Origin of the sequence: Nocardia pseudobrasiliensis NBRC 108224 (genome assembly GCF_001613105.1) — a bacterium.
Lineage (GTDB): Bacteria > Actinomycetota > Actinomycetes > Mycobacteriales > Mycobacteriaceae > Nocardia > Nocardia pseudobrasiliensis.
This window is the reverse complement of record NZ_BDBS01000085.1, coordinates 1-11,798: the sequence shown is the minus strand read 5'-3', so window position 1 is coordinate 11,798 and position 11,798 is coordinate 1. Positions and strand designations below refer to the sequence as shown.

Annotated in this window: 11 protein-coding genes; 3 read left to right on the top strand and 8 right to left on the bottom strand. The window is 68.4% G+C overall.

Annotated features, from left to right (window positions below):
* The first annotated feature begins 333 nt into the window (after nucleotides 1–333).
* Nucleotides 334–1,071, top strand: a complete 738-nt coding sequence (locus NP4_RS39150; RefSeq protein ID WP_068009858.1) for a DUF6928 family protein — start codon at nucleotides 334–336, stop codon at nucleotides 1,069–1,071.
* Nucleotides 1,072–1,080: 9 nt separating this feature from the next.
* On the opposite strand, the gene NP4_RS39145 is transcribed toward NP4_RS39150, so the two are convergent.
* Nucleotides 1,081–1,374 carry a DUF2537 domain-containing protein gene (locus NP4_RS39145; RefSeq protein ID WP_068009851.1) on the bottom strand — a complete coding sequence of 98 codons (294 nt, stop codon included), beginning with the start codon at nucleotides 1,372–1,374 and terminating at the stop codon, nucleotides 1,081–1,083.
* Nucleotides 1,371–2,174, bottom strand: coding sequence for a TrmH family RNA methyltransferase (locus tag NP4_RS39140; protein WP_068009847.1), 804 nt, complete (start codon nucleotides 2,172–2,174; stop codon nucleotides 1,371–1,373). Before NP4_RS39140 ends, NP4_RS39145 begins: the two co-directional genes overlap by 4 nt.
* Nucleotides 2,175–2,289: 115 nt before the next feature.
* Here NP4_RS39140 and NP4_RS39135 point away from each other — a divergent pair, with 115 nt between their 5' ends.
* Nucleotides 2,290–2,652: an FKBP-type peptidyl-prolyl cis-trans isomerase gene (locus NP4_RS39135; RefSeq protein WP_068009843.1), complete on the top strand. Its 363-nt coding sequence runs from the start codon at nucleotides 2,290–2,292 to the stop codon at nucleotides 2,650–2,652.
* Here NP4_RS39135 and NP4_RS39130 read toward each other — a convergent pair.
* From NP4_RS39130 to NP4_RS39105, 6 genes are all read right to left on the bottom strand, one after another.
* The gene (locus tag NP4_RS39130) at nucleotides 2,649–3,812 is read right to left on the bottom strand and encodes a YhgE/Pip domain-containing protein (protein ID WP_068009838.1); all 1,164 of its coding nucleotides are present in this window, start codon (nucleotides 3,810–3,812) and stop codon (nucleotides 2,649–2,651) included. The genes NP4_RS39135 and NP4_RS39130 overlap by 4 nt on opposite strands.
* A 27-nt stretch (nucleotides 3,813–3,839) precedes the next feature.
* A complete protein-coding gene (locus tag NP4_RS39125; protein WP_174556227.1) occupies nucleotides 3,840–5,210 on the bottom strand; it encodes a sensor histidine kinase in 1,371 nt (456 codons plus the stop codon).
* A complete protein-coding gene (locus NP4_RS39120) occupies nucleotides 5,207–5,911 on the bottom strand; it encodes a response regulator transcription factor (RefSeq protein WP_169813875.1) in 705 nt (234 codons plus the stop codon). Before NP4_RS39120 ends, NP4_RS39125 begins: the two co-directional genes overlap by 4 nt.
* Before the next feature lie 147 nt (nucleotides 5,912–6,058).
* Entirely contained in the window at nucleotides 6,059–6,439 is a 381-nt protein-coding gene (locus tag NP4_RS39115) for a hemophore-related protein (RefSeq protein WP_114755902.1), read from the bottom strand.
* Between the two features lie 130 nt (nucleotides 6,440–6,569).
* On the bottom strand, nucleotides 6,570–6,971 hold the full coding sequence (locus tag NP4_RS39110) for a hypothetical protein (protein ID WP_147288095.1): 402 nt from the start codon (nucleotides 6,969–6,971) through the stop codon (nucleotides 6,570–6,572).
* A 139-nt stretch (nucleotides 6,972–7,110) separates the two neighbouring features.
* A complete protein-coding gene (locus tag NP4_RS39105) occupies nucleotides 7,111–9,135 on the bottom strand; it encodes an AMP-binding protein (RefSeq protein WP_068009825.1) in 2,025 nt (674 codons plus the stop codon).
* A gap of 318 nt (nucleotides 9,136–9,453) precedes the next feature.
* On the opposite strand from NP4_RS39105, the gene NP4_RS39100 reads away from it, so the two are divergent.
* Nucleotides 9,454–11,798 (top strand): sensor histidine kinase (locus NP4_RS39100; RefSeq protein WP_156524982.1); only part of this gene is annotated, 2,345 nt, incomplete at its 3' end.

Below are 11,798 nucleotides of genomic sequence, written 5' to 3'. Positions count from 1 at the left end.
CGAGGCCGCGCCCGCCAGCGCCCCGGCCGCGAGCGCTCCGGCCGCCCCGGCCACCGAGGCGCAGCCCCCGGCCAAACCCGCCGCTCAGAAGTCCAACCGCGGCAAGCGCGGTAAGGCTCCGATGCCGTCCTGGGAGGACGTGCTGCTGGGTGTGCGTAGCTCGGGTCACTGAGGGAGACATGCCCGGTTTGCGAAGGGCCACGTTTTCCACTCGGCGGGGAGTAGATTTTTCCTAGGCCGTCCGTGCGCCGGGCGGGCATCGGGCAGGTCGCGGAGCCGGGGTTGCTCAGTAGTAACTGAGTTGTCCCGCACTAGGACCGGGAGGTGTCGGGATTGCCGTCTACAGCATCGTCGGTCTGGTACGTCGACGACCCCGATCCCGCCGCCGTACTCCGTGACAATCCCGATCCGGACCCCGAGGCCGCCTTCGCGCTCGCCAAACAGCTGCATCCCGACCGCGATGTGGTGCCCGCCGCCTCCGGCACGCTGAAGATCTGGGCGGGACCGGATCCCGGCTCGGTGTACATCGGCTGCTTTCCGGGTGTGACGGTCGTCTGCGCCACCCAGGCCGCGCTCGGTCATCCGACCCGGCTGTCGGAATTGCTGGTGCGCCCGCTCGCCTCCGAGCACACCTATCTGATCTCCTATGACATACCGCACCGCTGGGGCGCGTTCGCGCATTGGGAGCGCGGCGAATTCCGGCGTTCGTTCAGCGCCACGCGGGTGAACATCCTCGAGGACGAGGGGCTGCCGCTGGTCTGGGAACGCCCGTTCTGGGCGGGGGAGCATCCGGTGCAGCTGCAGCCGGGGGAACTGCCCGATCCACAGATCCTGCCGTTCGATCCGCCGGATTTCGCCGATGCCGCGAATCTCGAGTGGCTCGGTTTCCGCTATCACGGCGCGATCGCCGAGAATGCGCTGCGGCCCAGCGATATCGCGGTCTGTGGTTTCAGTCTCTACCCGAAGGGCGAGGCCCCGGCCCCGGCGCGGCCCGAGGAACCGAATACCCCGGCCCACGACGGCAAGCGCTGGTTCGGCTGGTTGCGCGGGCGCGACCACGTGCACGAGTGACGGTGGCGGTCAGGCCGATACGGCCGCGACCAGCAGGGCGAACCAGCCCAGCAGCACACCGGCGGCCAAGCCCGCGAGCACCCAGCGGGTCACCGGCGTCTCGCGCCAGCGCCAGGCGGTCGGCGCGGCGCCGCCCACCGCGATCAGATTCACCGCGACCGACAGCGTCCAATGCGCCTGGGCCAGCGCGGCTCCGAAGGAGAACACACCCGCGGCGGTGAGCAGCGCGACGAATACCGCGACCGCCACGCCGGGCGCCCAGGGAGTCGGCTCGGATGCGGGCCGATAGGGGGAGCCGGTCACGACGTGCGCACCCTTTCGTAGAAGGCCATCGCGGCCGCGGTGGCCACGTTGAGCGAGTCGGTGCCCGGCGACATCGGAATCCGGGCGCGAATATCGGTGGCGCGCATGGCCTCCTCTGTCAGGCCCGGTCCCTCGGCGCCGAGCAGTAGCGCCACCCGGTCCTCGGTCATGGCGGTGGCCAGGTTCACCGCGGCCGGATTCGGGGTCAGTGCAATGATCCGAAATCCCTTGTCACGCAGCAACCCGAGACCGCCGGGCCAGCTCGGCAGGCGCGCGAACGGCACCCGCAGCACATGTCCCATCGACACCCGCACCGCGCGGCGGTAGAGCGGATCCGCGCAGCGATCACCGAACAGCACCGCGTCCACGCCGAGTCCGGCGGCATTGCGGAAGATCGAGCCGATGTTCTCGTGATCGTTGACGCCCTCGAGCACCGCGACCGTCCGCGCCCCGGCCAGCACCTCGTCGGCGGTCTGCTCGGGCGGGCGGCGCGCCGCGGCCAGTACACCGCGGTTGAGATGGAAGCCGACGACCTCGGCCATCACCTCCGCCGAGGCCCGGTAGTACGGCAGGTCCATCCCGGCCAGATCGGCGGCCAGTTCCGCATGCCTGCGATCGACTCCGAGCAGGGCCGACGGGGTGTAGCGCGAGGTCAGCATGCGCTGCACCACGACAACGCCCTCCGCGATCACCAGACCCTTGCGGCCCGGCAGATCCGGTCGGCGGTCGGCGGAATTGAGGTCCCGGAAGTCGGCGACCCGGGGGTCGGCGGGGTCCTCGATATCGATCACGTCGGCCACGGTTAGCCATACTGCCTTGCCCGTCGGAGATCTGAGAGGTGGGCCACGTCGAGTTTGAAGCAGGCCGTTATGGTGAACAAAACATCGGCTGTATCCAACGAACGGAAGAGGACGCATGACCAAGCCGGAAGTCGAGTTCCAGGACGGCCCCGCACCCACCACGCTGGTGATCAACGACCTGGTCGATGGTGAGGGAGCCGAAGCGGTGCCCGGCGGTACCGTCGAGGTCCATTACGTGGGCGTCGAATACGACACCGGCGAGGAGTTCGACTCGTCCTGGAACCGCGGCGAATCCCTCACGTTCCCGCTGCGCGGCCTGATCCAGGGCTGGCAGGACGGCATCCCGGGGATGAAGGTCGGCGGCCGCCGCCAGCTCACCATTCCGCCGGAGCTGGCCTACGGTCCCGCGGGCGCCGGTCATCCGCTGTCGGGCAAGACCCTGGTCTTCGTCATCGACCTGCTGGATGTCGTGAACTAGTTGCGCACGATGTCGACCGGATCGCTGAGATTCGCGGCGATCGTCGTCTGCTGACCGCCGCTGTGGACGGGCAGGGCGCTGAGCGCCTTACCCGTCTGCGTATTCAGATTCGTCACGATCTGCTGCAACTGCGTCACGCCACCGCTCAAGGCCTGGAGCGCCGCGGTCAATTGGGCCGCGCCCTGATCGGCGATCTGCGGAACCTGTTTTGCCAGTTCGGCGCCCTGATTCAGCTGCGCGCTCGCCGCCGTCAAACGCCCGGCGGCATCGCGCAGCAGCGTGCCGACCGGAGTGCTCGGATCGGTGCTGCTGCCGGTGAGCTGGGCGAATCCGGCCAGCTGGGCTCCCGCCTGATTCGAGATCTGGTGCAGCGCATCGAGTTTGGCGATGGCGTCGGCCAGGCGCGGATCACCGGCGAAGGGCAGCGAGCGCAGTAGCGGCAGGACCTGGTCGAGGCCGGTGCTCAGCGCATTCGCCGTGTCGTTGATCTGCCCGATGGTCACGCCGGTGGTGTCCAGGGTCGCGGCCAGGCTGTTCGCCTGGGTGGTCGCGGCGCCGAGCGTATCGTTCAACTGACCGATCCCCGAGGTCAATTGGCCCGCGCCGGCCTTGGCCGTATTCAGGAAGCCGAGCATCTGATCGGCGCCGCCGCCGAACTGGTTCGACGCGTCGGCGGCCATCTGCACGCCCGCGCCCAGCAGCTGGGTCGTGAAGGCAACCTGCTGTACCGACCCGCGCGCCGAACTCACCGCGGCGAGGGTGTCGTCCATTCCGGTCGCGCTGATCCGCTGGGTGACCTTGGTGACCGCGTCGTTGACCAGATTCGGATCGGCGTCGGCATTGGTGGCCACGGTGACCTGCGCGCGATGTGGTTGCGCGGTGGCCAGCGAGCCGACCGAGGCGGACAGGTCGGCGGGCAGTGTGATCACTGCCGCGTAGTCCGAGGTGTCGGCGTCGCCGGGTTTCACGGCCTGCCATTCGTGGGATCCGTCGCCCTGCAACGCCTTGACGACCTTCGCGCCCGTCGGGCCGGTGTCGCTGTTGACCAGGGCGATGGCGGTCGGTGCGGCATCGGGCCGCAGCCACCACATCAAGCCCCCGGCGATCGCGCCGACGGCCACGACGGCACTCACGAGCAGAATCCAGCGTTTTCCGGTCACCTCACGACTGTAGGACGCGTACCTGCACTACGTTTGGCGCACGTCTGAGGGTTCGGTAAGGGTGACCGGCCGATTCGGCAGCACCAGCACCAGCCGCACCCCGCCCAGCGTGCCGTCGTCGAAGTAGGCGCGGCCGCCGTGCAATTGGGCCTGTTGGGCGACCAGCGCCAGCCCGAGCCCGGAACCGCCCTTACCGGCCTGGCTGCCGCGGAAGAATCGATCGAAGACCGCGGTGCGTTCCTGCGCCGGGATGCCGCGGCCGTTGTCATCGATCGAGATCACGATCGATCCCTCCGGCGTTCGGTGCGCGGTGATCAGGGCGTCGGTCGCGTGTCCGTGCTTGGCGGAATTGGTCAGCGCGTTGTCCAGGGCCAGGCGCAGGCCGGTCGGCAGGCCGCGGGTGATCAGTTCGGGGTCGGAGTCGACGCGGACCGACAGGGTGGGGAAGTGCCGCATCGCGTCGTGCGCGGCCTGATCGATCAGCTCGGCGATATCGGTTTCCACATGATCGCGCTCCTTGGTGAGCTCACCGGCGGCCAGCCGTTCCAGCGCCGACAGCGTCGCCTCGACCCGACCCTGGCTGCGTTGCAGATCGGCCAGGATCTCGCTGCGCTGGGCCGCGTCCAGATCCAGCGTGCGCAGCACCTCGAGATCGGTGCGCATGGCGGTCAGCGGCGTGCGCAGTTCGTGTCCGGCGACGGCCGCGAAATCGCGGGCGGTCGCCAGTGCTGCCGCCGTGCCCGCCTGCGCGCGGTGTACGCGATACAGCAGCGAATTGACCGCCTCGCCGAGCTGTTCGGCCTCGCGCACACCGGTCGCGTCCACCGGCGCCTCGGGTTCGCCGGTGCCGCTGCGCGCGCCGACCTGTCGGGTCAGATCGACGATCGGCCGCACCGCGCGGCCGCCGAACACCCAGCCCAGCCCGGCCGCGGCGGCCACCGCGAGTCCGGCCGCGACCAGCACCCAGCGGCGCTGTTCGGCGGTGTTCTTGTAGGCCTGGGTCAGCGGAATGCCCAGGGAGACAGTGCGTCCCGCCGGACTGACCGCATTGGTCAGTACCCGCCACTGGGTGCCGTCGACGGTCAGGGTGTGTGAGCCGGTGGTCAGTTCCGGTAGCCGCACGCTCGTGGTGGCCAGCACCGAACCGCCGTCGCGCACGGTCACCGCGATGTCCTTGTTGGGGCCGACGAACGACAGCAGCCCGACCGCGATCACCGGTTGCAGATCGACCAGCCGCGAGGCCAGGGTCAGCTCCTGATCGGCCTGGGCGAGATTATTGCGTTCCAGCGCCCGCACCGAGGCCCAGCTCAGCACGGCCGCGATGATGAGCGCGCCGAGCGCGGCCGCGGCCGCCACGCGGGTGCGCAGCGAATAGGATCGCCGCCGCCGCGGACTCATTTGGGTGCTCGAAGTACGAAGCCCACGCCCCGGATGGTGTGCAGCAGCCGCGGCGTACCGTCGGTTTCCAGCTTGCGGCGCAGATAGCCGACGAAGACGTCGACCACATTGGTGTCGGCGGCGAAGTCGTAACCCCACACCAGTTCCAGCAGGCGTTCGCGGCTCAGCACCACACCCGCGTTGCGGGCCAGCGTGGACAGCAATTCGAATTCCCGCTTGGTGAGTTCGAGTTCGCGGCCGTGCAGCAGGGCGCGGTATCCGGCCTCGTCGATCTCCAAGGGCCCCACCGAGATCGCGCCCGGGGTGGTGACGGCGGTATCGGTGCGGCGACGCAGCAGCGCCTTGATCCGGGCGACCAGCTCCGCGAGCACGAACGGTTTCACCAGATAGTCGTCGGCGCCCGATTCCAGCCCGGCGATCCGATCGTCGACCGAACTGCGCGCCGACAGCACGCAGATCGGGACCTCATTGCCCATCGCCCGCAGCGCGGTGACCACACCGGCCCCGTCCAGTACGGGCATATTCATATCGAGCACGATCGCATCGGGCGACTGTTCGCCCACGCACCGCAGCGCGGCCGCCCCGTCGCGGGCGATCAGTACCTGGAACCCGGACAGCCGCAGCCCGCGCTCGACCGAGGCCAGCAGATCCTCGTCGTCGTCGACCAGCAGGACCTTCGGGGTTTCACGTTCGCTCGTCACTGTGCTTATCTTGCCGCTCCTTCGTCGCGGCGGGTTTGCGGCGCCCTGTGGCTCGCCGTTCCGGGGTCGCTGCTTGCTCCTTCGTCGCGTACGCAGCGACCCCGGAACGGCGAGCCGCGCCGCAAACCTCTGGGGTTTGCTATCGACTCAGTAGTTGCCGCAGGTGTCGGCCAACTTCTGGATCAGCTGCTGGCCCTGCTGGGCGCGCGGATCGTTCTGGGCCTGCTGGACCTGGTCCGGGTGCTGGGCCAGGTACTGCTGCACCTGGGCGCGACGCTGGTCGATCGGCTGATCGAACATCTGCTGCACCTGGGCCTTGGCCGAGGGGTTGTTGTCCAGGGCCGCGGCCAGGCTCGGGGCCTGATCGTGCAGGGCGGCGTCGACCTGGGCGAAGGAGCAGGTCGAATTCAGCAGCGGCGCAAGCTGTTCGGTGGGATCCGCCGATGCCGAGGCGGGCAGCAGTGCCGACAGCGCGGTGATGGCTCCGGCGGCCAGGGCTGTGGCGGCGAATCGGGAACGCGAGATCATGGACAACCTTTCGATCGATCGGTGGTCCCGGCGCGGCGGGGCGGGAACCCCGCCGCGTTGCGGGCGATTCGACGTTAGGCTCCCCGTCTGATCGGGTTGTGAACCAATCGTGAGAAAAGTGTGAGGGCCCTCACTTCGGCTGGGCGGCGCAATTCTGGGCGACCCGGCCGAACATCTCGCGGACCTGGTCCATCTTCGGATCGTTGATCAGCGCCGCGGCCTCGGGATCGGTCCGGACCTTCTCCTCGATCTGCTGGCGGTGCGCGTTGATCTTTTCCTGCCGATCGCTGAGCGGGGTGTCCATGATCGCCTTGAGTTCGTCCTTCTTCTCCTGCGGCAACTGGTCGCGCAGCACGGCCGCGACCGGATCTCCCTGCATGGCCAGGTCGACCTGGTTGTAGTTGCAGTCGGCATTGAACACGGCATCCATCACGTCGACGGAGTCCGCCGCGGCGGTACCGCTGACCAGAACGGTGGTGGCGGCGGCCAGTCCGCCGAGGGTGAGAACGGTCCGAGTGAATCGAGCACGCATCGAGATCATAAAAGGTCCCTTTCGTCCGAAACGTCTGCGGAACTAGCTCTTTCGAGGCGCCGGAACTCCGGCGGGACCAGACACTACGGCCGTGGGCGGACTACTTCGGGAACCGACACTGCCCCAGACGCTGAGAAATCTATGAGGGTGACGCCCCGGCCGCGATGATCTGATCCTCGAGCGCGACCAGCACAGCGGGATCCTCGATCGTGGCGGGCATCTCCCAGGGTTCCCCGGAGGCGATTTGACGGATGGTGCGGCGCAGGATCTTTCCGGAACGGGTCTTGGGCAGCGCCTGCACCACCACCACGTCGTGCAGGGTCGCGATGGCGCCGATCTGATCGCGCACCCGGGCGATCACTTCCTCGCGCAACTGCGCGGGGTCGATGTCCGCATCCGTCTTGAGCACCACATAGGCGATCGGCCGCTGCCCCTTGAGCTCGTCGGGAATCCCGATGACCGCGCATTCGGCCACCGCCGCGTGCCCGGCGACCGCGGCCTCGATGCCGCCCGCCGACAACCGATGTCCGGCCATATTGATCACATCGTCGCTGCGGCCGAGGACATAGAGATAGCCGTCCTCGTCGAAATAGCCCGAGTCGCCGGTCAGGTAGTGACCGGGATAGGCGGACAGATACGAGCGGGTGAAGCGCTCGTCATCGCCCCACAGTCCGGTCAGCGTGCCCGGAGGCAGCGGCAGGCCGATCACGATGTTGCCCTCGGTGCCGGTCGGCACCGCGTCGCCCTCGTAGTCCAGCACCCGCAGCCGATAGCCCGGAATCGGCACCGACGCGGAACCCGGTTTGATCGCAAGCTCCTGCAGTCCCAGCGGATCCGCGCAGATGGGCCAGCCGGTCTCGGTCTGCCACCAGTGATCGACCACCGGGCAGTTCGGGCGCTCGGACAGCAGGGTTTCGCGCGCCCACTCGTAGGTGGCCGGGTCCAGGCGCTCCCCGGCGCAGAACAGCGCGCGCAGCGTCGACAGATCGTGGCGGTGCGCGGCCGCGGCCTCGGGATCGGCCCGGCGGATCGCGCGCAGCGCTGTCGGCGCGGTGAACATCACATCCACGCGGTACTGCTCGACCAGCCGCCAGAACGCGCCCGCATCCGGTGTGCCGATCGGTTTGCCCTCGTAGAGCACGGTTGTCGCGCCGACCAGCAGCGGGGCGTAGACGATATAGGAATGGCCGACCACCCAGCCGATATCGGAGGTGGTCAGCATGACCCGGCCCGGGCCGACGTCGTAGATATTGCGCATCGACCAGCTCAGTGCGACCGCGTGCCCGCCGTTGTCGCGGACCACGCCCTTCGGCTTACCCGTGGTACCCGAGGTGTAGAGGATATAGAGGGGATCGGTGGCAGCGACCGGGACCGGATCGGCCGGTTCGGCGTCGCGGACCATGTCCTCCCAGTCCAGCCATTGCGCCGCAACGGTTTCCGAGGAGCCCGGTAGATGTTCGGTGGGCACGCTGAACCGGATGGTCGCGAAGCCCGCGCGCTGCTTGACCACCACATGCCGGGGCGCGGTGGTCTCGACCTGGTCCAGCGCGTTCAGCACGATCGGCGGATACTCCAGGCGCTTACCCGGCTCCAGTCCGCCCGAGGCGGTGACGATCAGCACCGGCTCGGCATCGTCGATGCGCGCGGCCAACTCGTGCGCGGCGAACCCGCCGAAGACCACCGAATGCACCGCGCCGATCCGGGCGCAGGCCAGCATGGCGATCACGGCCTCGGGAATCATCGGCATATATATGACGACACGATCGCCGGTGCGCACGCCCAGGCGCAGCATCGCGCCCGCGAAAGTGGCGACCTCGGCGAGCAATTCGGCGTATGTGTAGACGAGTGTGGCGCCCGTCATAGCGGAGTCGTATATTAGGGCGGGTTGGTCAGCGCGGCCACCGATCGGAGCGAGAGCATCGCTCGACTCGTCCCCCGTCGAGCCCTCTTCCGGTGTGAGATCGCGCACATGCCGATCAAGCGCGTTGTAGGAGGTGTTCAGGCGAGCGTCCGGAAACCACCGTGCCGTCGGTCGGGCGGTGCTGTCGAGGACCGTTTCAGGCGGAACATCCCAGGTGATGGCCTGCGCAGCGGTACGCCAGAAGTCGGAGGGATCGACCAGGCTCGTCTGGTAGGCAGACCGGTACTCCTGCTTCGCGTTCAACCGTGTGACTCCCTGCCTCGCCTCGATGCCCGCCTCGATAGATCTGCCTGATTGTGGCAGACTTCACGCGACGTCCGGGCGGGCGCCGCGACCTTCGATTTTGTCCGAAACGGGCAGGTCAACGGGCGGTGGTTGCCAAGAGGTCACACAAGAAGTTATTGATCCGTTAGAATCGCATGTCACATATTTCGGCCGTCATGGACGCAATTTCTCGGCCAGCCGCAGTTCTCGGCCTGCACCATCCGCCGAGCCGCGCGTGCGATCGCGGAGGCTCGCTGGTGGCGCGCGGGCGGGGCCAGTTTGGAAAGTGAGTGGGAGATGCGTGACGCCGCTAGGTCCGGCAACAAGCGTTGGGCGCTTAGCAACTGGGACCTGCGCTGGAAGGTTACGGCGGTGCTGGCCGTGCCCCTCCTCGTCGCGGTGGTGCTCGGGGCATCCAGGATTGCGGCACAGTTCGGCGATTCCAGCGATCTCGCCGAGGCCGTCAAGCACGTGCAGGCCATTCCGGCCGTCACCCAGCTGAGTGGTGCGCAGGGTGTCGTGGCCACCGAGCAGATGATCATGCTGGCCGCCGACAAGTCTCTGGTTCAGGACGCGGATCTCACCGCATTGGACAATGCGATCGCCGCCGCGGAGAAGGCGGCTCCCCGCCTGGACGGCGTACCCGGCGGGCGCTCGGCGATCGATCAGATGATCGCGGGCGCTCGGGTGATCCGTCAGCAGGGTCTTGCCCCGGCGAAGTCGATCGATGACGCGATCACCCAGGAGGAGGGGATCCGTCAGAACAGTGTCCGCACCGCTGAGGCGATCACCTCGACGATCTCCGACTCCAATGTCGAAGCGGCCAAACTGCGACTGGTCGACGCGCTGAACACCCGCGCGGTCCTGGTCCAGGAGAGCGCCGCGATGGCGAAGGCGCTGCGCATCCCGCCGGACGCGAAGGATGACGAGCGCAAGGCCCTGACCGCGGCCGCGTTGCGCGACAACCTGATCGCCGCCAATACCGAGCAGCAGATGCTCAACATCATGGCGCATCGCTTCCCCGACGGCGATCCGATCATCGCCGATCTGCAGCAGCTGCTGAAGAACCGAATTCAGCTGGTCACCCAGGCGCAGCAGACCGGGCAGCTACCACTACAGGATCTACGCCAATCCGCGGTGGACAGCCTGGACCAATATCAGAAGGTCGTCGACAAATCCAGCTCCGACATCATCTCGCGAGTCAACACCCTTGCCGACAACGCCCGATTCACCGCCATCCGCTACGCGGTGATCGTTGTTCTGACCATTCTCGCGGCGCTCATTCTCGCGGTGATCATGGCCCGCTCGATGATCGTCCCGCTGCGCAAGCTGCGTCTGGCCGCCCTGCGCGTCGCCGAGCACGACCTCGGTCACGAGGTCTCCCGCCTGCGTGACGGCGCCAGCCCGGAAGACGTTCCGCTGGAACCGATGCCGGTGCACACCGAGGAGGAGATCGGCCAGCTCGCCCGCGCGGTCGACGACATCCACGGTCAGGCCCTGCGCCTGGCCGCCGATCAGGCCGCCATGCGTACCCAGGTCAACGACATGTTCGAGACCCTGGCCCGGCGCTCGAAGTCCCTTGTCGACCATCAGCTCTCGCTCATCGAGGCGATGGAGTACGACGAGAAGGATCCGCGCCTGCTGGAAAACCTGTTCCGGCTCGACCATCTCGCGGCGCGTATGCGTCGTAACGGCGACAACCTGCTGATTCTCGCCGGTACCCGGCAGCGGCGCACCAAATCCGCGCCGGTCGAGATCGCCGACGTGCTGCGCGCGGCCATCTCCGAGGTCGAGGACTACGAGCGCGTGAAGTTGGGCGCGACCCCGCGCGGCGCCATCACCGAACCGGCCGCCTCCGACCTCGCGCATCTGTTCGCCGAGCTGCTCGACAACGCGCTGCGCGCCTCGCCGCCGGAGACCGACGTCAAGTTCACCTTCGCGCAGGCGCACGATCAGGGTCTGCTGATCGAGGTCGCCGACCGCGGCATCGGTATGCCGCCCGCCGAAATGTCCGAGATCAACCGGCGTTTGGAGCACACCGCCGAGGTCGGTCCCGATACCGCGCGGCATATGGGTCTGTTCGTCGTCGGTCGGTTGGCCGAGCGGCACGGTCTGACCGTGCGGCTGCGTCCGACCTTCGACACCGCCCGCGATCCGGGTGTGACCGTCACGGTGCACGTGCCCAAGGCCCTCATCGTGGCCCCGGCCGGCGGTTCGCTCACGGTCCCGCCGCAGCCGACCCAGCAGATGCCGAGCCCGCAGGGCGGTGACGCGCCCGCCTCGATGCAGACGCGCGCCGTGACCCGCACGCCGAGCGGCAATGTGATGGTCACCGTGGATCCGGGTGTGAGCGGGCCGATCCCGGCCAATCAGCGCGATCGCGCGGCCGCGGCCGATGCCGCCTCGGGCGCCAACGGCACGGCGACCAACGGTGCGGCCGCGCCCAACGGGTTGCCGCAGCGTCAGCCGGGGACCGCGGTTCCGGGTGGTCTGCCGCAGCGTCAGCCGGGCGCGAACGGTCCGACCGTCCGGCACGGCGTCGCCGGGGTCGAGACCGCCCGTCCCGGCGAGGCCGGGAAAACCGGTCTGCCGCAGCGGGAACCGGGTGCGCACGGCCCGCTGGCCCCGAAGGCCCAGCCGGG

Coding starts and splice junctions, on each gene's coding strand:
- NP4_RS39115 (WP_114755902.1), bottom strand. CDS start 6,439: ATGATCTCGCGTTCCCGATTCGCCGCCACAGCCCTGGCCGCCGGAGCC.
- NP4_RS39125 (WP_174556227.1), bottom strand. CDS start 5,210: ATGAGTCCGCGGCGGCGGCGATCCTATTCGCTGCGCACCCGCGTGGCG.
- NP4_RS39135 (WP_068009843.1), top strand. CDS start 2,290: ATGACCAAGCCGGAAGTCGAGTTCCAGGACGGCCCCGCACCCACCACG.
- NP4_RS39110 (WP_147288095.1), bottom strand. CDS start 6,971: ATGCGTGCTCGATTCACTCGGACCGTTCTCACCCTCGGCGGACTGGCC.